The sequence below is a fragment of the Aeromonas sp. R9-2 genome (assembly GCF_040908025.1).
In the GTDB taxonomy this organism is placed as follows: Bacteria; Pseudomonadota; Gammaproteobacteria; order Enterobacterales; family Aeromonadaceae; genus Aeromonas; species Aeromonas veronii.
This window is the reverse complement of the sequence record NZ_JBFOCX010000025.1, coordinates 167,779-187,162: the sequence shown is the minus strand read 5'-3', so window position 1 is coordinate 187,162 and position 19,384 is coordinate 167,779. Positions and strand designations below refer to the sequence as shown.

Below are 19,384 nucleotides of genomic sequence, written 5' to 3'. Positions count from 1 at the left end.
CAGGAATAATACAGAGGGTTTTTCGGAGGCTTAATGGTTTTTGTGTAATTTAATGTTTACAGCTTGAGGGCGTGAAGGCTGCGTTGCCCAGCTGTTTACCCACAGTAAATGGTATCTCTGGGAGACTGCAACGCGATGGCAATGATGGGTGAGGTGGCTATCTGGTCAGCCATAGAAAAAGGGAGCCATAATGGCTCCCTTTGCGGTAGGAAGGGGTACCCCGTCTGGCTGCGGATCAGCGCTTCTGTTTTCCCTGCAGCTCTTTGTTCAGGCGAGTGAGCATCCCCTGGGTGACCAGCACTATGCCCTGCTCGGAGCGGTGGAAGCAACGTGCATCTTCATCGGCGTTTTCACCGATCACCGTGCCTTCCGGCAGTTTGCACCCCTTGTCGATCACCACCCGGCGCAGTCGGCAACCGGCACCTATCTCCACACCCGGGAAGATAACGGCCTGATCCAGGGTGCAGAAGGAGTCGACCCGCACATTGGTAAAGAGCACCGAACTCAGGATGAAAGAGCCACTGACGATGGTGCCCCCGGCAAACATGGAGTTGATGGTCATGCCGTGCTGGCCGTTTCGGTCCTGCACGAACTTGGCGGGAGGAGTCATGTTCTGACTGGTCCAGATGGGCCAGTCCTGATCGTAGATATCCAGCTCAGGCGTGACGGAAGCGAGATCCATATTGGCCTCCCAGAAGGAGTCCACGGTGCCCACATCGCGCCAGTAGGGGCGGCGATCCGGACAGCAGCCGACACAGGACATGCCAAACGGGTGAGCGAATGCGGTGCCCTCTTTCACCACGCGGGGGATCACGTCCATGCCGAAATCGTGATGGGACTGCTCGTTGGCAATGTCCTCTTCCAGCAGCTGATAGAGATACTCCGCATCGAAGATATAGACGCCCATGGAGGCCAGCGCGGTGTCGGCCTTGCCCGGCATGGCGGGCGGGTTGGCGGGCTTTTCGACGAAGGCATTGATCTTGCGATCATCATCCACCGCCATTACCCCGAAGGCGCTTGCTTCACTGCGTGGCACCTCGATGCAGGCAACGGTCACCTTGGCGCCCATATTGACGTGATCGAGCAGCATGGCGGCGTAATCCATCTTGTAGATGTGGTCGCCTGCCAGCACCACCACATATTTGGGGGCGTGATCGCGGATGATATCCAGATTCTGGTAGACCGCATCGGCGGTACCCCGATACCAGTTCACCTCATCCACCCGCTGCTGGGCAGGGAGCAGATCGATAAACTCGTTCATCTGGTAGCGCAGGAAAGACCAGCCCGATTGGAGATGGCGCAACAGGCTGTGGGATTTGTACTGGGTCACGACACCGACCCGACGGATGCCGGAGTTGATGCAGTTGGAGAGCACGAAATCGATGATGCGGAATTTGCCGCCGAAATGAACGGCAGGTTTTGCACGGTTGTCGGTTAACTGTTTGAGGCGACTACCCCGCCCTCCTGCGAGTACCAAAGCCATGGTCTCGTTCAGCAACTGTCTGGATTTTGCTGTATTGGCAGGTTGTAACAACATCTCATATCCCTTTGTAGATAAATCACTACAATGTTGCCTCCTTTGAGCCCTCAAGAAAGTGCTTTCAGTCACATTTTATGGTTTCTGATGTAATAAAATGACCTTTTTGTTATTAAAAATGACGGGTTGATCCGTCATTGCTTTCAATATGGTCAGTTGTCAATTGAGGCGAGCCGAGCAACAAAAGGGGCGGCGAGAGACCGAGAGGAGGGATGGAAAAAGCCCCTGCCAATGGTTGGCAGGGGCCCGGTTCGTTGAGACCCGGTGAGTCGGGCCTGATTAACAAGGTTCAAGCTGCGTTGGCCAGTGGCTCCTCGCTCTTCTTCTGGTAGGCCTGAGGGGTGAGCCCAAGCAGCTCCTGCACGGTCGAGGCGACGGTAATGGAGGATACGGTGCCCACCAGGATCCCGGCAAACAGGGTGAAGGAGAAGCCGTAGAGGGCGTCACCGCCAAACAGCAACAGAGCGCCCACGGTAAACAGGGTGGTGCCCGAGGTGATCATGGTGCGACTGAAGGTCGCCTTGATGGCCACATCGGAGCACTCGTGGATGCCCATCTGGGTACGCGAGCTCAGCAGATCCCGCAACCTGTCCGAGATGACGATGCTGTCGTTGAGGGAGTAGCCGATCACCGCCATCAAGCCGGCGATGATGTTCAGATCGAATTCGATCTGAAAGAGTGACAGCAGTCCCAGTGCCACGATGGCGTCATGGACTACCGAGAGCAGGATTCCGATGGCCTGACGCCACTCGAAACGAAACGCCAGATAGGCCGACATCGCCAGCGAAGCGACCAGCACCGCCAGCATCCCCTGCTGGAACAGCTCGGCACCCACCTGAGGGCCGACGATGGTGGTGCGCAGCAACTCGACCGGCATCCCCAACTGCTGGGTCAGCATGGTGGCGAGATCTGCCGCGGGCCAGGGCAGTTCGTGGGGGGGCAGCTTGATCAGCCACTCGCCGGGAATACCGGCCGAGCTGAGCTCAACGGCTCCCGCCAGCGGGGAGACCAGCATGGCATTGAGCTCATGGGCCTCTTTCAGGGTCTGGATATGAAACTCCAGCAGGATCCCGCCGGTAAAATCGAGCCCCAGTGTCAGGCCGTTCACCAGCAAGATGGCGATGCTGGCCACGGTCAGCAGGATGGAAGCCCACAGGCCAATATAACGCCAACGGGTCAGCCCCATGGCAACGATCATTCTCAACATAATTCTCTCCTTGGCCAGCCAGCATCAGGCTGTTGGCCCATCACAACGTGTCGCGACACGCCGGGAAAATAGTGTTCTGCTTTGGCCGCTCCGGCCATATCCATGGCCGATGGCGCAGTCAAAGCCGCTCATCAGAGGGACTGCTGTCCCGTTACACCTTCAGCGTGCGCTCGCTGCTGCGTCCCCACAGGGGGTTGATGATGGCGCGCGTCCCCCAGATCCCGGTGATCATGCTGGAGAGCAGACCCAGAATGAGGGTGATGGAGAAGCCCTGCAGCGGCCCGGAGCCGATGGAATAGAGCACCACGGCGCAGATGAGCGTAGTGATGTTGGCATCGAATATGGTGTGGAAGGCCGAGCGATAGCCAAAGTCGATGGCGTTGGCCAGTGAGCCCCCTTCTCGCAGACGGTCCCTGATCCGCTCGAAGATCAGCACATGGGTATCCACAGCCATGCCCACCGTCAGCACCAGACCTGCGATCCCCGGCAGGGTCAACACGGCGCCCGGCAGCACTGCCAGCATGCCGACCTGCATCAACAGGTTGGCGACCAGCGCCGTGATGGCAACCCAGCCGAATTTGCGGTACCAGGCCATCATGAACAGCATCATGCCTGCCATGCCGAAGGCCAGCGCGGTGAAGCCCGCCTCAATATTCTGCATCCCCAGCGTCGGGCCAATACTGCGTTCTTCCAGGATCTTGAGCGGGGCGGTGAGGGCGCCGGCACGCAGCAGCATGGCCAGCTCTTGCGCCTCCGGCAGACTGCCAATGCCGGTGATGCGGAACTGGTTGCCAAGGGCGGTCTGGATGGTGGCGACGTTGATCACCTCGCTCTGGGCGCGCAGTTTGCCTTGGGCGTTGGTCTTGTACTCGGTGAAGACGGTCGCCATCGGCTTGCCCACATGCTGGCGGCTGAACTGGTTCATCTTGCTGCCACCCAGGGTGTCGAGCACGATATTGACCTGGGGTTGACCCATCTCGCCCATATTGGCGCGGGCATCGACGATGTGCTCGCCGGTCAGTACCGGCTTGCGTGCCATGCCGACGGCCTGACCGTTGCGATCGGCGATATAGAAGTGGCTGTCGGCTTTGGCCTCGTAGAAGGCCAGCGAGGCGGTGGCCCCGATCACCTCTTTCGCCTGCTTGGGGTTGTGTACCCCGGGCAGTTCGATACGGATGCCATCCTGCCCCTGACGCACCACCGAGGCTTCGACGATGCCGAGTTCGTTGATCCGTTTTTTCAGGATCGACAGGTTCTGGGTCACGGCGTTGTTGACCAGCAGGGTGCGCTCAGCATCGCTCAGCACCAGTTTCAGATCATTGCTGGAGCGGGTCAGCTTCCACTGATCCTGACGGGTACCGGCACTCTCCTTGATGATGGCGAGCCAGCTCTCTTGTTCGGCCACCTCCGGCAGGGTGACGGCTACGGCGCCCTGTGCCGTGCGCGTGACGCTGGCGCCGCGCAGGTTGGCTTCACGGAAACGGGTGCGCAGGGTATCCACCAGATTCTTGGTCTGATTGTCGATGACAAAGTCCACATCCACCCCGATCAGCAGCTGGGAGCCGCCACGCAGATCGAGCCCCAGCTTGATGGGGTCGGCGCCGAGACGGGTGATCCAGGCCGGCGCATTGGAGTGAAACTCCAGTGTCAGGGCAGCACTGTCGACCCCTTGCTGCTCCAGCAACTGCTTGGCGCGCTGCTGTTCGCCCTGGCTGGCAAAGACCAGCTCGACCCGCTCGGGTTGCTCGATTACTTTGACCGGTGTCAGGTGTTTGTCGCTCAGCAGCATCTGTTGCTGGGTGGTCAGGCGCTGCTGTCCGTGCAGGCCGAGGGAGGGCTGCTCACCGAAAAAGGTGGGCAGGGAGTAAAAGGTAAAGGTCAACAGCATCAACAACAGCAGTGCGTACTGCCACTTGCTCATGCGGTTGAGAACGGTGCGATTGCTCTTTCTCATGGCAAACAAGCCTCTGTCAGGAGAATGGTGCCCGGGCCGATAGCAACAAGGCTCGGCAAGGCGCAAAAAATGGGATGTATCAGATGCGGATCAGGCAGTAGCCGGATCCGTCAGGAAGAGGAGATGAGCAAACAGTGGATGTGCCAGCCCCTCCGGGGTCAGGCGCTCAGATAGCTCTGGGTGAAGCGGTATTGCAGATGTTGGCGCTGTAGATGGCGTCGGTGGATCGCGCCAAAGCGATCGCGAAAACTCTGTTTGTGATAGAGCTCGGGTGCCAGCATCAGCCAGCCGAGCAGCAACAGCAGGATGGCCTGGGCCGACCAGCTCTGGATCAGCTCGTAGACCACACTCTTGGGCTGGTTGTCACTGCGCAGGGATTGTTCGAGACGCAGCAGGTGATTCTGATGGCTGCCAACAAACTTGATGATGCCATCGTCGCTGTCGCTAAGCTGATTGAACACCTGAGTCTGCTGCTGTTCACTCTGGGGAGATGCGGGTAGCAGCGGGCCTTCCATTCGGGTGATGGAACAAAGCAGGGTGAGGGCGATAACCAGAGTTACCAGCACCAGTTTTACTTTGTCGATAAGGCGCAAAAAGTTAATTCCCGATAAATAGAAAGGGCAAACTACCATAAGCGCCCGGTTTGAACAAGGTTGCCCCGGGCGCACGGCTCCATTCGGTGCCTTCTATCAGCTGCCGCTCATCTGCTTGAAGTCGCGGGCGTAGCCCTTGAGCAGGGAGTAGAGATGGGCCCGCTGGGAGATATCCAGCGACTGGCTCATGGCGCTCAGCCAGTTGACGGTACGCTGGCGCGACTGTTCGGTATAGCCGGTAAAGCGGCCATCCATCAGCCCATCCCCCTCGGCCAGCAGGTCAGTCAGTTCGCGGGTAAAGTCGGGACTCTGGCGCTGCTTCATCAACCTGTCCAACTCCTGGGTCCAGGACTCCTGAAACTCGAGCCAGGGGGGCATCAGCTCGTATTGCCATTCGGCCCACTGGGCCACCAGTGGCGCCTGTGCCGGTTTCACCTCGCCAATCCAGAACTCGAGCCGCTTGTTCATCTTGTCGCGAAACTCTGCCAGCATCTGCTCTTTGGGCTCAGTGGCAAAGTCCTTTTGCCGCTCCTGTTGCCGCTTGACCCGATCGGTCATAAAGCGGGCTACCTGCTCATCGGTCAGGGTGCGCGCCAGCCTGACCGCGCGGGGGATAGTATTTTCCAGCGTGCGGGTCAGGCTCTGCTGCACCGCATCTAGGTTGGTCGAGATCTGCTCCGGCGTCATGGGGCTGGCCACTGCTTTGGCCAATGCATCGAGATCCCTGGCGTAGCGCGGCAGCTCGTGCTGGCGATGCCAGGCCATCAGCCCCTTCACTTCGCGGCTGAGCAGATCCTTCTGCGAATAGGAGAGGGCAAAGTAGTCATCCAGCTGCCAGATGATGGCGGTATCGAGCCAGTAGTAGATCACCCGGGTGGAGCAGCCGGTCAGCAGCAGGCCGATCAGCAGCAGACCCCAGGTTTTCGGCTTGTGCCAGCGCACCTTGTTTATCATCTGTTACTCCAGTCGTTGCCGGTTGATGGCGATCAGGGTGCCATAGTCGAGTGAGGGCTGTTGCTCTGCCATCAGCAGGGCCCAGAGCAGGCCGATATAGTCGACCCAGGGTAAAAATGCCTCGCTCTGAAAATCGGGCCACTTGTGGCGCGGCAGGGCCTGCAGATAGTGAGCTTCCAGCTCGTCGCGCCGCTCGGCGGGCCACTCATGGGTGCGCTGGATGCTAGCGAGCTCAAAGCCGGGGTGACCTGCCGCGCCATACTCCCAGTCGATGACCCAGGGTTTGCTTCCCAACAAGTTAGCCGGATTGAGATCATGGTGGCAAGGGCGCCAGCAATCATTTGGCTCACTGCTGGCGAGCAAGCTCCGCTCCAGGGCGGGCAGCCAGGATGGAATGCGGGCCAGTCGGGCGCGATAGCCCGCCGCGTGGGCTCGCACCGCCATCACAACCGCAGGTAGCGGCAAGCGATGGAGCTTGCGCAGCACCTCAGCCAGCAGACGGGGCTGATCGGCTTCCGGTGGTGCCGCGTGCACCCAGTTTGGCTCATCGCACCATTCGAGCAGCATCAGGCCGCTGGCGGGATCACCATAGTGGCAAGGCAGCGCCAGCCCTTCGGCCATCGCCCCCTGATAAAGCTGCCACTCGGTGGGACGGTCGATGCCAAGGCGCACCGGGTCGGGGTGGCCCTGACGCAAAAAGTAACTGCGCCCCGAGGGGAGGCGCAGTCGATAGTTGCAGTTGGTCAGGCCTAACCCGAGTGGTTCCAGCTGCCCCTCCCGCCAGGGGGCGGGCAGGCTGGCCAGTAGCGGATCACAGTTGCCCGTCACCGGGAGCCTGTTACCAGCCAAAGGTGGATTTCTTCGCCTGTTTGCGGATCTCTTTCTGATCGGCCCACAGCAGTTCGCCGTTTTGCAGATCCATCAGGTTCATGGTCATCTGGTAGTAGACATCCTTCACCTTGCCATTGTCCTTGACGATGCTGGCGAGGTTGCCATAGACCATGTAGCGGGCACCGGTCTGCTTGCCCAGACGCACCATGGAGGCAGGATCCACCATGCCGCTGCTCTGCTGGTATTCGAGCTGCTGCTTGACGGCGGCCACCTTGCTCATGTCGACGAAGCGGAACTTGCCGGCCCGCAGCAACTTGGTGCGGATGGTGTCGGTGATGGCTTCGGTATCGATGTGCTCGGAGGTCTTGTTGCGGATGGAGTCCATAAACATCACCGGACGACCGCCTGCGGTGATCTCGCTGGTGGCAGGGGAGGCGAGCATGGAGTCCGCCATCTTGTCGGCGATGGCCTGCAGGTCGCTTGAGCCGTAATCGACGGTGACGGTTTCGGTTTCAGTGGGATCGCCATAGCTCACGGTGGTGCTGGAGCAGCCGCCCAAGAGCAATGCAGAGGTCAATATCAGCAGGGCATGATTCATTTTCATCAGTAGGATTCCTCAATCACTTCGCGTACGTAAATCCGGTAACCCTGCGCCGCCGGGCTGGGCGCCAGGGCCGAGAGGGTGCGGGTCTGATAGCCATGCAGCTTGATGGGGGTCCAGCCGCGGCCATCGCTGGCGACCTCCTGACCGGCCTCATCATACCAATAGAAGATATATTGCAGCTTGTTATCGCCGCGCTGGGTGCTGGCGGCGGCCACATTGACCTGCAGCAGGCCATTTTGCTGGCGGCGGTTCAGCTCGGTCAGGGTGACGTTGACGTTTTGATGCTGCTCCAGCGTGGGTGCACCGCCCGCCGGGCCATAGAGCGCCACGCCGGAGGTGTTGGTGGCACAGCCGGTCAGCAGCAGCGCGAGCCCGAGGGCCAACCCGTATGCTTTCATCTTGCTCTCCTTAATCGGGGTGAGTGGGGCCGCGTGTGAGCCTGCCCGGTTAATTGTCTTGCTCATCTCTCTTCGCCATCTGCTCAGAGCGGCATCACCCGGGTGGTCAGACCGGCGCCGAGGCGCTGTACCCAGACCAGGGTGGTGCGTCCCTTGTGGATGGTGAGCGGCAATTGCCGCTGCGCCGTCCCTGCGCCCAGGGTGAGATTGATGTCACCTGCCGGCACCATCCCCTGCCAGCTCGATGCCTGAGCTGGCAGCGTCAGCCAGCTGCGGGTATCGGCCCGCTCGGAGAGGGTGTTGAAGATCCCCACCAGAATATTGCCCACATCGCCTCCCTCTTTGGCGGCGGTGCGGCGCATCTGCTCCTTGGCCACCAGTCGCAGCGCCTGGCGGGTCAGCATGCCGGGCAGCCGCTCCTGCAGATCTTTGGCGGCCAGCGCTTCCAGCCTGACCAGCTCGCTGGTCTGCCAGGCCCGCTTGCCGACTTCCAGCGTCAGCGGGCCGGTGTCGCTGGCCCGATTATCGTAATAGGGGATGGCGACGGTAAAGGTGCGAAAATCGCCGCGGGAGGTGGAGATGGGCAGCGGCAGGAACAGTTCGCGCCGTGCCGGGATCAAACCATCTTCAAACAGCACCACCAGCTGGCCTTGATCTTTTGCAAGCGGCGGTGCTTTGCGGCCTATCTTTTTCTCGGTCTCGCGGATCTCGTCCGGTGAGCCACGCAGCTGCGCCAGACGCAGCAAGGCATCTTGCAGGCTGCGGTTGTCCGGCGCTATCTGGTAGCCGCGCTGATAGTCGACCCAGGCATCGTTGAGATCCCCGGCCGCCTCATAGAGCACGGCGGAAAAATAGAAGGTGTAGGCGTTCTGAAAACCGTTTTTGACCTTGCCGATCAACCGGTCGAGATCCGGTGCGCCGCGCGACATCAGCTGGCGCATCTCGCCTTCTGCTTCGACCTCTTCGCTCTCATCCTTCGCCTTGCGCACCTCATCGGCTCGCCGTTTCAGGGCCTGCTCCTGCACCTGATTGGCCCGACGCACCTCCACCAGGGCGCCATCGGCATCACCCCGTTGCAGATAGTTGAGGGCCAGATAGTGATGCAGCATGGTGCGTTCGTAATCGGGAGTACGATAGGCCATCGACTGATCGTTGGTGAGCAGACTGCCCACCTGATCCAGACCGTGGCTCAGCCGGTATTCGGCCTGATTGTCTTCCCACTGAAGGCGGCTGTCGGCGGCGGTGAACGCCTGCTTGCTGCCCGCATCCTGACCCGCCAGCCAGGCAATGCGCCCCTGTTCGAGCCGATCCAGCACAAAGGTGTCATCCCCCAGGGTGGAGTCGCGCACCTCGGGCAGCGCCTCGGCGGCATGGCGCAACAGCAGTTGGTTGCGCAGGGGCACCATCTGATCGGAGTAGGAGACAAACATATCCTGCCAGCGGGAGGCGCAGCCTCCCAGCAACAGCAGGGCGCCGCAGAGCAACAGGGCGCTGCGGCAGGTTGAGGCGTGGCGATTCATTACAGGCTGAGCAGCGGTCCCAGCGGCTGGCCACCGACCAGATGCATGTGGATGTGGTAGACCTCCTGCCCGCCGTGGCGGTTGCAGTTCATGATGAGGCGGTAGCCATCTTCGGCGATGCCAGCCTCGGCGGCCAGTTTGCGGGCCACGGTGAACATCCGGCCAAGGGCCAGTTCATGTTCGGCTTCCACGTCATTGACGGTGGGGATCAGTACATTGGGGATGATCAGAATATGGGTTTTGGCCTTGGGCTGGATATCCCGGAATGCGGTGACCAGATCGTCTTGATAAAGGATGTCGGCGGGGATCTCTTTACGGATGATTTTGCTGAAAATGGTTTCTTGCGCCATGGCTAACTCCCTTATATGAAACAGAAAATTGAACTAGAACCCCAAGCGGCTCCCGAAAGGGGGGCGAGCAGCACGCCAAGTGTGACACAAGCCGACATTTGACACAGCTGATGTCCCATTCCCTTCAGTTATTGTTAAAAATACCGATAGCCAGAGGGACGTCATCTGCAGCGCCTGTTCAGGGTGGTCTGCAGGGTATCAAAAGGACGGGGTACTCAGGCAAGGGACTTTTGCATATACAGCGGGACAATAATGAAACAAACAATGTCGGATCTCTCCATCTTGCAGCGAGTCTACCTTGGCTTCGCGATCCTGGTGGCCGTGATGGTGGCCAGTTCACTGCTCACATTTCGTAGTCAGGAGACCCTGGGGAACGCGCTGGAGCAGGTTACCCAGCAGTCTATGCCGCTGGTGATTGCCAGCAGCCAGACCCAGATCACCCTGCTCAGCGCCAACAAGTGGCTGGGGGATGTGCTCACCGAGCAGGACCCCAAACAACTGCCGGCCGAAGTGGCCGAACTGAAACAGGCCAAGGCCGCGGTGGGCAAGAGCCTCGACGTCTTGCGCCAGCAGGTGGCCCACCACCCCGAACTGCAAGGGGAGATGAGCAGCCTCAGCCAGCAGGTCGACAGCTACCTGCAACTGACCGATACCCTGCCCGGTGAACACGAGGCGCTGCTCACCCGACTGCACAAGGTCAATCTGGCCAAGGGGCAGTTTCAGGTCAGTCTGCCCCAGTTCAAGAAGAGTCTGGGTGACATGATGGTCACCATCGACGACAGCTTTATCAAGATGCTCTCCGAGACCCTGACCACCAAGCTCTCCGCCATCGAACTCTCCACCATGGACGCCCTCAATCAGACCATTCCGGCCCCCATCGAAGGGGCGCTCAAGCGCAACAAGATGCAGATCGAGGGGTTCAACAGCACCATCAAGGATCTGCAGGGGGAGCTGAAGAACTTCGAGAACGACATGGGCCACTATGTTCACGGCTTTGTGCGCGACACCACCGCAAGCGAAGGCGTGCTCTCCCAGTATCTGGCGCTGATGAAGCAGCAGGAGCAGATGCGGGAGAAGAGCAAGCAGGCGAGCGCCCTGATCGTCGAAATCCAGAACCGGCTTGAGCGGATCACCGGCCAGAGTCAGCAGCTGATGAGTCAAAGCATTCAGCACGCCAAAGCCACACAGAGCCAGAGCACCCTGACACAGGGAACCAGCATCGTCGTCGCCATCCTGATCGCCATGCTGGTAGCTTATACCCTGGGCAAGGCCATTCGCCGTCCGCTCAGGGAGTTGCTGCGGGTGCTGACCGAAGTGACTCAGGGCGACATGACCCAGCGCATCGGTTTTCAGAGCAAGAACGAATTTGGCCAGCTGGGCAGCCAGATCAACCTGCTGATTGCCCAGATGGGGGAGGTGCTGGCGCAGCTTTCACAAGCGTCGGCCCAGCTTAACGATGCCGCCCACGGCAATCGCCACACCACCGAATCAGTGCGGGCGGATCTGGAGAAACAGCGGCAGGAGACCGCCTCGGTCGCCGCCGCCATGACCCAGATGGAGGCCTCGGTGCGGGAGGTGGCGCAGGCTGCCAACCAGACTCTGGAGCGGGTGCAGGATGTGGAGAAGGCCTCCGAGATGGGACGCAAGGTGATGGCAGGCAATATCACCACCACTCATCAACTGGCGGGCAAGCTGCAACAGACCGGCAAGGTGATTGGTGATGTGAGCGCCATGAGCAGCCAGATCGGCAATATCCTCGATGTCATTCGCGGCATTGCCGAGCAGACCAACCTGCTGGCCCTCAACGCCGCCATCGAAGCGGCGCGGGCCGGCGAGCAGGGGCGCGGTTTTGCGGTGGTGGCCGATGAGGTGCGCAGTCTGGCGGGCCGCACCGCCCAGTCCACCAGCGAGATCCAGACCATGATCGAGAACCTGCAGCAGGGGGTAGCCAAGGCGGTGACCGTGATGCAGGAGTGCTCTCGCGAGATGGACAGCTGCGTGGATCAGAGCTCTCACGCCAACAACGCCATGGAGGAGGTTCAGGGGATTGTGGTGCTGATCAGCGACATGTCGAGCCAGATCGCTTCTGCCGCCGAGCAGCAGCAGGCCACCAGCGCCGATATCGCCACCAACCTCAACCGCATCTCCGATATCTCGGATCTCAACTATCAGGGGATCGAGCGGGTGGCCGAGACCAGCCAGCAGCTGGACTCCCTTGCCGAGCAGCAGGAGAGCCTGGTCAAGCGCTTCCGCCTCAGCGCCTGATGGTCGAGAGTTGAAACAACAAGGCCCCGCAGATGCGGGGCCTTCTCTTTATTGCGGCAGCGACAAGGGGATCAGGCGTAGGCAATCGCGCCCTTGCCGACCCCTTCATAGGCGACAATCTTGACGAACTTGTCGCCCACCATCTTCTTCACTTCGCGAGCAATGTAGCAGGCCAGCAGCTCGACCGTGGTGTCGGTGTCGATCATCTCCACTTCGGCGCTGGGAATGGCCAGCTGGAACAGCCCTTGCGGCGCCACATATTTGAAGCCGGTGTGATGCTCGCCAAGCTGGGCATTGGCGCGGGGGCTCAAAGCGAGCTCGGTCAGCGCCACCTTGTCCTCCTCGGTGCCAAGGTAGATATCGCCCCAGCGTTCGGCCCAGTTGAGCTCAAGCTCCTGGTCGCGCTCGCCATCGATGTGGATCTCGATGGGAGAGCGGTGGCCGTGGGCGATGCGCTGGCAGTTGCCATCGTGCTTTTTCAGGCCGTGGCTGTAGTGGTAGAAGGCGCCGGTGATCGCCTCCTGACGCAGGGTCAGGGAGAGATCCTTGATATTGCCCGGCAGCCGTTTGGCCAGCACCGCCAGCAGGTAGCGGGTCACCGACTCTTTATCAACTTGCGGGGCAGGGATAAAGGCAAAGCCCTGGGATGGGCAGCGCAGATGGATGGAGCGACCCGGGCGCAGCAGATCCACTGTGCTTTCGTCACCATCCAGTGTCTCGACGTGGATCAGCGGGCACTCGGTCGGCACCAGCAGCTTGTGGTCCACCTCTTCATCGATGATCGACTTGATCAGCTTCTTTACCCGGCCAAAGTCCAGCAGCATGCTCATCTCGTTGAGCTCACCGCTCATTTCGATATCTACCAGCCAGCTCTCGCCCACCATGCCGCGGCGTTCGCACAGGTAGCTGGAGTCGATCACGGTCAAATCTCTTACAAATAACTTCATCAGTCAGGCCTTGCTACAGAGAAAGGGCAGTTTTGCGCTATTATGACCCGCGATTATCGGCAAAGGAACTGGAACCCCCCATGAACAAACTGCTTATCAAGAATGCCACCCTGGTCAACGAAGGCCGCATCTATGCCTCCGATGTGTTGATCGAGGGGGAACGGATTGCCCGCATCGCCCCGGATCTCGAGGCGCCCGATGCGCTGGTTATCGATGCCGCAGGTCGCCATCTCATCCCCGGAATGATCGATGATCAGGTCCACTTCCGGGAGCCGGGATTGACCCACAAGGGGACTATCGCCAGCGAATCCCGCGCCGCCGTCGCCGGTGGCACCACCAGTTTCATGGAAATGCCCAACGTCAATCCCCAGACCACCACCCTCGACGCCCTCGAAGCCAAATACCAGATCGCCGCCAACTCCTCCGTTGCCAACTACAGCTTCTATCTCGGTGCCACCAACGACAACCTGGAAGAGATCAAGCGTCTCGATCCCAAGCAGTCCTGCGGGGTCAAGGTGTTCATGGGCTCCTCGACCGGCAACATGCTGGTGGACAATCAGGAGACCCTGGCGGCCATCTTCCGCGAAAGTCCGGTGATGATCGTCACCCACTGCGAAGACACCCCGACCATCGCCAAGGCGGAAGAGGCGGCACGGGCCAAGTGGGGCGAGAATGTGCCGATGGGCGAGCACGGCCGCATTCGCAGCGACGAAGCGTGCTACAAATCCTCCAGCATGGCGGTGGCGTTGGCCAAGCAGTACGGTGCCAAGCTGCACGTGCTGCATCTGACCTCGGCCAAGGAGCTGTCGCTGTTTACCGCCAGCCACGACCTGAGCGAGCTGAAGGACAAGAACATCACCGCCGAGGTGTGCGTTCACCACCTCTTCTTCAATGAAGCCGATTACGAGACCCAGGGCAGCCTGATCAAGTGCAACCCTGCGGTGAAGAGTGCCGCCGACCAGCAGGCGCTGCTGGATGCGGTACGCAACGATGTGCTCGACATCATCGCCACCGACCACGCGCCCCACACCTGGGAAGAGAAGCAGAACAGTTACTTCAAGGCGCCGTCCGGCGTGCCGTTGGTGCAGCACTCTTTGCAGGCGCTGCTGGAGCTCTACCACAACGGCGTGTTTACCCTGGAGACTATCGTCAAGAAGACCTCCCATGCGGTGGCCGAGCGCTTCCAGGTGCAGGATCGCGGTTATATCCGCGAGGGGTATTTCGCCGATCTGGTGCTGCTGGATCTGGGCAAGCCCTATGTGGTCAACGATGACAACATCCTCTACCACTGTGGCTGGTCGCCTTTCAACGGCTACCGCTTCCACAGCACGGTGGAGATGACGCTGGTGAACGGCCAGATCGCCTGGCAAAACGGGCAGGTGACTGACCAGATCCTGGGCAAGCGGCTGACCTTTAACCGCTGATTGTTCGCAAAGCAGGCGAACGCACCGTGGCTTAGGAATTGGCGGCGTTTCCCTGTTGACAGGGCAGGGTCATCTCCATAAACTCTGCCCCCGTCAGCCGAGCTGACTCCGTCGGTGTGTAGCGCAGCCAGGTAGCGCATCTGCATGGGGTGTAGAGGGTCGGAGGTTCGAATCCTCTCACACCGACCAAATTCCCCGGTAAAGGCCTTGTCAAACGACAAGGCCTTTTCTTTTGCCTGCGATTTGCCGCACAGGCGTGCAGTGGTGATGCGTGCAGGTCGCTGCTGGCGTGAGTCGATTGTGCAGCCACCGCGCTTTATGGTGTAGTAACGACTCTGTTGCTCATTTGCCTGGCGAGGCCTCTCGTGTCTGCATCCGTATCTAAACCCTGTTGTCTGCTGATGCTCACCCTGCTGCTGGTGGGCTGCGCCACCCCTTACGAGAGTGAAAAGTCATTCTGGAACGGCCAGACCGGTTTCTCCCAGACCCGGCTTGGCCCTGACAAGTGGCAGCTGGAGTTTGTCGGCAACGATCTGGTGGACAGGGAGACCGCCCGCAAATATGTGCTCAAGCGGGCAGGGGAGCTGGCACTGGCAGAGGGTTACTCCTGGCTCAAGGTCGATGAGCTGACCATTAACCGCGATGCCGTCAGGGTGACCCCATCACGGCCGATCTTCGGCTTTGACGAAGATGAACCGGATCTCTTTATGGCCCAGATGCAGGTGCAGCATACCATCTCGGCGCTGCTCACTTTTCGCCTGTTGTCACGGGCACTCGATGAACGAACTCTGAATGCGAAATATCTCGCCGAAATCAAAATAAACAGTGATTAATATTGGTGGTTTGCAAGATCTATATCACATACACCTAATGGCAGGATAAAATTCTGGATAAAGCCTCTAGATTTACCCCCTGCTTTTAGGCATTCTCCCAGCATACCAGCCGCCAGGAATCAACGGCTCGGATCACAAAAACGGACTGTAGTGGCTCCCACGCCACTGTTTACGGCTTGCACCAATCAAAACCGGGACTCCCCCATGAAAATGAATAAACTGACGGTCGCCATCCTCATCTCCATGATGTTTGGCATCCTCACCGGCCAGGGCTATCGGATGTTTGCCGCAGATCAGGCTGCGGATTTCGCCAATAACATCACGATCCTGACCGATATCTTCCTGCGCCTGATCAAGATGATCATCGCTCCCCTGGTCTTCACTACCCTGGTGGTCGGTATCGCCAAGATGGGTGACACCCGCACCGTGGGGCGTATCGGTGCCAAGACCCTCGGCTGGTTCATGCTTGCCTCCCTGATGTCCCTGAGCCTGGGTCTGGTGATGGTGACCCTGATGCAGCCGGGTGTGGGTCTCTCGCTCTCCCTGCCCAATGACACCGCCAGCTCGGGCATTGCTGCCGGTGCCATTACTCTGAAAGATTTTGTGACCCACGCCATTCCCAAGAGTGTGGTCGAGGCGATGGCCACCAACGAGATCCTGCAGATCGTGGTCTTCTCCCTCTTCTTCGGTCTGGCTGCCGCCGCGCTCGGCGATCTGGCCAAGCCGGTAGTGGTGCTGATGGCCAGCGCTGCCGAGATCATGCTGAAAGTGACCGGTTATGTGATGAACTTTGCGCCGTTCGCGGTGTTTGGCGCCATCGCCGCCATGGTGGCCAAAGAGGGGCTGGGTATTCTGGTTACCTACGGCAGTTTTATGGCCCAGTTCTATATCGCGCTGGCCTGCCTCTGGCTGCTGCTGATCGCCATGGGCAGCGTCTTCCTGCGTGGTCGCGTCATCAAGCTGCTGGCGATGATCCGCGAACCCATCCTGCTCGCCTTCTCGACCGCCAGCTCCGAAGCGGCTTATCCGAAGACCCTGGATCGTCTGGAGAAGTTCGGTTGTGACAAGCGCATCGCCAGCTTCGTGCTGCCGATGGGTTACTCCTTCAACCTCGACGGCTCCATGATGTACTGCACCTTCGCGGTGATGTTCATTGCCCAGGCGTATGGCATCGAGCTCTCCATGGCCCAGCAGATCACCATGCTGCTGCTGCTGATGGTCACCTCCAAGGGGATGGCCGGGGTACCGCGCGCCTCTCTGGTTGTGATTGCCGCCACCCTGAACCAGTTCCATATTCCGGAAGCTGGCATCCTGCTGCTGCTGGGGATCGATCACTTCCTCGACATGGGCCGCTCTGCCACCAACGTGCTGGGCAACGCCATCGCCGCCAGCGTGGTTGCCAAGACCGAAGACAGCTTGGGTGAAACCGTCGCGCTGGGCGAGAGTGAGCCAGCCAAAGCCTGATCACAACGCCATGAAAAATAAACAACAACGGCCCGCCAATGCGGGCCGTTGTTGTTTATGGCTCGTCTACACTGCTAGATAGTTTCCATCTGGAGTGTACGGTTATGAATATTGCTCGTCGACTGCAACTGATAGCCCTGCTGGTTATCCTTGCGCTCATTTTTCTCAGCTGGTTCAGTATCAACCGCCTCGATTCGGCCAACCGGGATTTAGGCTATGTGACGGACAATACGGTGCCCAGTATTTCGCTGATTAAGGAAGTGCAGGCTGATTTCTATGAATTGCACTCGCTGGTGCAGACACATGTGCTCAATACCGACTCAAGCAGGATGCAGCAGATCGAAACGGGTATCACCGAGATACAGGGACAGATCACTTCACTGCTCGACAAATACAAAGCTGAGATGCTCTCCAATGATGAAGATCGGCGCCTGACCGACGATGATCAACGTATTGTCGCGCAATATTATCAGGAGATAGACAAGGTTCTGCAGCTCTCCCGCCAAAACAAGAACGATGAAGCCAGAGACATGCTGTCGGGAGAGGCATACGGACTGTTCCAGCAGTTTGCCAAGGCAATCGAGCTTCACGTCAACTTCAATATGGATTTGGGACTGGCGCTCAAGAAGCAGGGTCAGGAGAACTACGACAACAGCCTGCAAACTCTGTTGTTTATCGCCGGTGGTACCACAGTGCTGACGATGGGGCTGTTTGTCTGGTTGTTCAATCAGGTGGCCAATCCCCTTCGCACTGCCATGGATATCCTGACCCGGATCCAGCGCGACCTCAACTTTACCCTGAGAGCAGATGTGAAACAGCAGGATGAGATTGGTCTGACCCTCAATGCGGTCAATCGGCTGCTCGATACGCTGCAACAGACATTTACCGAATTTTCCGTAGGCAGCTTGCAGATCAAGAGCACTGCCGAATCCCTCTCTCAGGCAGCGCAACACCTGGCCAGCTCGGCTAATCAGGCCAATGATGCCACCAGTCTGATCGCCGCCGGTGTGGAAGAGATGACGGTCAGTATCACAGATATCTCCCAGCGCACTCAGGAGACGAGCCGCATCACCAACGAGTCGGGACAACTGGCGACCGAAGGGGGCCGGACCATCGAGCGCACCGTTCATGCCATCAACGAGATCGCCGACTCCATTCGGCAGGCCTCGGCCGAGGTCATTGCGCTAGGTGAGGGCATTTCGCGCATTGGCGGTGTGGTCAACGTGATCCGTGATGTGGCAGGGCAGACCAACTTGCTGGCCTTGAACGCGGCCATTGAAGCAGCGAGGGCCGGAGAGTCCGGCCGTGGCTTTGCGGTGGTGGCGGATGAGGTACGCAAACTGGCAGAGCGGACGGCGCAATCCACCCAGGAGATCTCCGCCACCGTAGAGGCAATCCAGCAGGAGTCGAACAATACGGTCTCCCGCATGCATCTGGTGGAGGAGAAGGTGAGCCAGGGGGTCACCATGGCGACCGAGAGTGGCGCCATTATTGCCGAAATCCGCAGTGCGTCGCACCGGGTGATGGAGCAGGTGGGCGAGATCACCAATGCCATCCGCGAGCAGAGTTCGGCCGCCGAGTCGATCGCTCATCAGGTGGAGCAGATTGCTCAGGTCGTGCAGCAAACCAGCAGCACAGCGGAAGAGACCTCAGCCGCCGCCGAGGAACTCAATGTCACCACAGAGAGCATCCACCAGCAGATATCCCGCTATCGCATTCAGTAACGCCGAGAGTTGTTATCCATCTGCTATCCCCGCCAGCTGGCGGGGATTTTTTATATGGCTTGCTTAGAAGCCTGAGCCCGGTTGCTGCAAAAATGCCGCCTCTTCCGGTGTGCTGGTGCGACCCAGAATGTCGTTGCGGTGGGGGAAGCGGCCAAAGCGTTCGATGATCACCTGATGACGACGGGCAAAGTCGGCAAAGCCCGCGAAGGTTGCTTGCGACGGTGTGCCAGCCTGCTCGGCAGCGAGTGCCTCGAACAGGGCCACACTTCGGGCCTGCTGTTCGCGGGATTCGGCATGCTCCAGCGGCAGATAGAAAAAGACCCGCTCCAGTGGTGAGAGGGATTTGTCCGCCCCGATGGACAGCCCTTTCAGGCAGAGATCCCTGGCCAGCGGATCCTGGGCAAAGGCCGCAGGCGTGCCGCGATGGATATTGCGCGGCAGCTGGTCGAGCAGCAGGATCAGCGCTAGCCTGCCGTGGTGCAGATCGGCCCAGTCGGCCAGCTCCCCGTTGGCGGCCGCCTCTGCTTGCGCGCCAAATTGCTTGGCCAGCAGGGCATCCGTTTCGCTGCTTTTTCCCCACCAGAGCGGGGCTTGCCGTGTGGCCCGCAGGACATCATCGGCTTCGTCGCCAAACCAGAAATCGAGCAGAGGTTGCCAGGGTTGCATGGGAACTCCTTGAGGTGATTCAGAGGGAACCAGGAACAAATGGCTCAGGGGTGCTGCCGAAACGGCGGCTTCTCGTTACACTGTGCCATCTTTTGCCCGCAAGACGTAACCCC

At 59.6% G+C, this 19,384-nt stretch carries 17 protein-coding genes and 1 tRNA gene; 6 read left to right on the top strand and 12 right to left on the bottom strand.

Annotated elements, in window-relative coordinates:
- Nucleotides 1-235: 235 nt before the first annotated feature.
- The 10 genes from glgC to hinT all read right to left on the bottom strand — a co-directional run bounded on the left by glgC (nucleotide 236) and on the right by hinT (nucleotide 9,948).
- Entirely contained in the window at nucleotides 236-1,537 is a 1,302-nt protein-coding gene (gene glgC, locus AB5Y71_RS13220) for a glucose-1-phosphate adenylyltransferase (protein ID WP_368171770.1), read from the bottom strand.
- A gap of 289 nt (nucleotides 1,538-1,826) precedes the next feature.
- Nucleotides 1,827-2,744, bottom strand: a complete 918-nt coding sequence (gene secF / locus AB5Y71_RS13215) for a protein translocase subunit SecF (protein ID WP_201957698.1) — start codon at nucleotides 2,742-2,744, stop codon at nucleotides 1,827-1,829.
- A 151-nt stretch (nucleotides 2,745-2,895) separates the two neighbouring features.
- Nucleotides 2,896-4,698 (bottom strand): protein translocase subunit SecD, encoded by a 1,803-nt coding sequence (gene secD, locus AB5Y71_RS13210; RefSeq protein WP_368171769.1) that lies wholly within the window; start codon nucleotides 4,696-4,698, stop codon nucleotides 2,896-2,898.
- 158 nt (nucleotides 4,699-4,856) lie between these two features.
- The gene (locus AB5Y71_RS13205) at nucleotides 4,857-5,291 is read right to left on the bottom strand and encodes a hypothetical protein (protein ID WP_368171768.1); all 435 of its coding nucleotides are present in this window, start codon (nucleotides 5,289-5,291) and stop codon (nucleotides 4,857-4,859) included.
- 96 nt (nucleotides 5,292-5,387) lie between these two features.
- Nucleotides 5,388-6,245: a DUF6279 family lipoprotein gene (locus AB5Y71_RS13200; RefSeq protein ID WP_005361577.1), complete on the bottom strand. Its 858-nt coding sequence runs from the start codon at nucleotides 6,243-6,245 to the stop codon at nucleotides 5,388-5,390.
- Nucleotides 6,246-6,248: 3 nt separating this feature from the next.
- Nucleotides 6,249-7,073, bottom strand: a complete 825-nt coding sequence (locus tag AB5Y71_RS13195; RefSeq protein ID WP_368171767.1) for a phosphotransferase — start codon at nucleotides 7,071-7,073, stop codon at nucleotides 6,249-6,251.
- Nucleotides 7,074-7,083: 10 nt separating this feature from the next.
- A complete protein-coding gene (lpoB, locus tag AB5Y71_RS13190) occupies nucleotides 7,084-7,680 on the bottom strand; it encodes a penicillin-binding protein activator LpoB (RefSeq protein WP_005334041.1) in 597 nt (198 codons plus the stop codon).
- Nucleotides 7,680-8,078, bottom strand: coding sequence for a YcfL family protein (locus AB5Y71_RS13185; RefSeq protein ID WP_323894949.1), 399 nt, complete (start codon nucleotides 8,076-8,078; stop codon nucleotides 7,680-7,682). Before AB5Y71_RS13185 ends, lpoB begins: the two co-directional genes overlap by 1 nt.
- 83 nt (nucleotides 8,079-8,161) lie before the next feature.
- Nucleotides 8,162-9,598: a COG3014 family protein gene (locus AB5Y71_RS13180; protein WP_368171766.1), complete on the bottom strand. Its 1,437-nt coding sequence runs from the start codon at nucleotides 9,596-9,598 to the stop codon at nucleotides 8,162-8,164.
- Nucleotides 9,598-9,948 (bottom strand): purine nucleoside phosphoramidase, encoded by a 351-nt coding sequence (gene hinT / locus AB5Y71_RS13175; RefSeq protein ID WP_005334033.1) that lies wholly within the window; start codon nucleotides 9,946-9,948, stop codon nucleotides 9,598-9,600. The genes AB5Y71_RS13180 and hinT overlap by 1 nt, the downstream gene beginning before the upstream one ends.
- A 252-nt stretch (nucleotides 9,949-10,200) precedes the next feature.
- Here hinT and AB5Y71_RS13170 point away from each other — a divergent pair, with 252 nt between their 5' ends.
- Nucleotides 10,201-12,213 carry a methyl-accepting chemotaxis protein gene (locus tag AB5Y71_RS13170; protein ID WP_100646263.1) on the top strand — a complete coding sequence of 671 codons (2,013 nt, stop codon included), beginning with the start codon at nucleotides 10,201-10,203 and terminating at the stop codon, nucleotides 12,211-12,213.
- Nucleotides 12,214-12,284: 71 nt separating this feature from the next.
- Here the strand turns inward: AB5Y71_RS13170 and AB5Y71_RS13165 are convergent, their stop codons facing one another.
- Entirely contained in the window at nucleotides 12,285-13,160 is an 876-nt protein-coding gene (locus AB5Y71_RS13165) for a 6-pyruvoyl tetrahydropterin synthase family protein (protein ID WP_368171765.1), read from the bottom strand.
- Nucleotides 13,161-13,240: 80 nt separating this feature from the next.
- Here AB5Y71_RS13165 and AB5Y71_RS13160 point away from each other — a divergent pair, with 80 nt between their 5' ends.
- The 5 genes from AB5Y71_RS13160 (at nucleotide 13,241) to AB5Y71_RS13140 (ending at nucleotide 18,605) form a co-directional block, all read left to right on the top strand.
- Nucleotides 13,241-14,584, top strand: a complete 1,344-nt coding sequence (locus AB5Y71_RS13160; RefSeq protein ID WP_213386382.1) for a dihydroorotase — start codon at nucleotides 13,241-13,243, stop codon at nucleotides 14,582-14,584.
- A gap of 112 nt (nucleotides 14,585-14,696) precedes the next feature.
- Nucleotides 14,697-14,773: transfer RNA gene (locus AB5Y71_RS13155), tRNA-Pro, on the top strand.
- 212 nt (nucleotides 14,774-14,985) lie between these two features.
- On the top strand, nucleotides 14,986-15,417 hold the full coding sequence (locus AB5Y71_RS13150) for a hypothetical protein (protein ID WP_201991605.1): 432 nt from the start codon (nucleotides 14,986-14,988) through the stop codon (nucleotides 15,415-15,417).
- 204 nt (nucleotides 15,418-15,621) lie between these two features.
- Entirely contained in the window at nucleotides 15,622-16,881 is a 1,260-nt protein-coding gene (locus AB5Y71_RS13145) for a dicarboxylate/amino acid:cation symporter (protein WP_005334018.1), read from the top strand.
- A gap of 104 nt (nucleotides 16,882-16,985) precedes the next feature.
- On the top strand, nucleotides 16,986-18,605 hold the full coding sequence (locus AB5Y71_RS13140) for a methyl-accepting chemotaxis protein (RefSeq protein ID WP_368171764.1): 1,620 nt from the start codon (nucleotides 16,986-16,988) through the stop codon (nucleotides 18,603-18,605).
- Between the two features lie 63 nt (nucleotides 18,606-18,668).
- Here AB5Y71_RS13140 and AB5Y71_RS13135 read toward each other — a convergent pair whose 3' ends face one another.
- On the bottom strand, nucleotides 18,669-19,271 hold the full coding sequence (locus AB5Y71_RS13135; protein WP_323917379.1) for a DUF924 family protein: 603 nt from the start codon (nucleotides 19,269-19,271) through the stop codon (nucleotides 18,669-18,671).
- Nucleotides 19,272-19,384 lie beyond the last annotated feature (113 nt).

Excerpts from the sequence above, each read along its gene's own strand:
- glgC (WP_368171770.1), bottom strand. The coding sequence starts at position 1,537 with ATGTTGTTACAACCTGCCAATACAGCAAAATCCAGACAGTTGCTGAAC.
- secF (WP_201957698.1), bottom strand. The coding sequence starts at position 2,744 with ATGTTGAGAATGATCGTTGCCATGGGGCTGACCCGTTGGCGTTATATT.
- secD (WP_368171769.1), bottom strand. The coding sequence starts at position 4,698 with ATGAGAAAGAGCAATCGCACCGTTCTCAACCGCATGAGCAAGTGGCAG.
- AB5Y71_RS13200 (WP_005361577.1), bottom strand. The coding sequence starts at position 6,245 with ATGATAAACAAGGTGCGCTGGCACAAGCCGAAAACCTGGGGTCTGCTG.
- lpoB (WP_005334041.1), bottom strand. The coding sequence starts at position 7,680 with ATGAAAATGAATCATGCCCTGCTGATATTGACCTCTGCATTGCTCTTG.
- AB5Y71_RS13185 (WP_323894949.1), bottom strand. The coding sequence starts at position 8,078 with ATGAAAGCATACGGGTTGGCCCTCGGGCTCGCGCTGCTGCTGACCGGC.
- AB5Y71_RS13180 (WP_368171766.1), bottom strand. The coding sequence starts at position 9,598 with ATGAATCGCCACGCCTCAACCTGCCGCAGCGCCCTGTTGCTCTGCGGC.
- hinT (WP_005334033.1), bottom strand. The coding sequence starts at position 9,948 with ATGGCGCAAGAAACCATTTTCAGCAAAATCATCCGTAAAGAGATCCCC.
- AB5Y71_RS13170 (WP_100646263.1), top strand. The coding sequence starts at position 10,201 with ATGAAACAAACAATGTCGGATCTCTCCATCTTGCAGCGAGTCTACCTT.
- AB5Y71_RS13165 (WP_368171765.1), bottom strand. The coding sequence starts at position 13,160 with ATGAAGTTATTTGTAAGAGATTTGACCGTGATCGACTCCAGCTACCTG.
- AB5Y71_RS13160 (WP_213386382.1), top strand. The coding sequence starts at position 13,241 with ATGAACAAACTGCTTATCAAGAATGCCACCCTGGTCAACGAAGGCCGC.
- AB5Y71_RS13150 (WP_201991605.1), top strand. The coding sequence starts at position 14,986 with ATGCTCACCCTGCTGCTGGTGGGCTGCGCCACCCCTTACGAGAGTGAA.
- AB5Y71_RS13145 (WP_005334018.1), top strand. The coding sequence starts at position 15,622 with ATGAAAATGAATAAACTGACGGTCGCCATCCTCATCTCCATGATGTTT.
- AB5Y71_RS13140 (WP_368171764.1), top strand. The coding sequence starts at position 16,986 with ATGAATATTGCTCGTCGACTGCAACTGATAGCCCTGCTGGTTATCCTT.
- AB5Y71_RS13135 (WP_323917379.1), bottom strand. The coding sequence starts at position 19,271 with ATGCAACCCTGGCAACCTCTGCTCGATTTCTGGTTTGGCGACGAAGCC.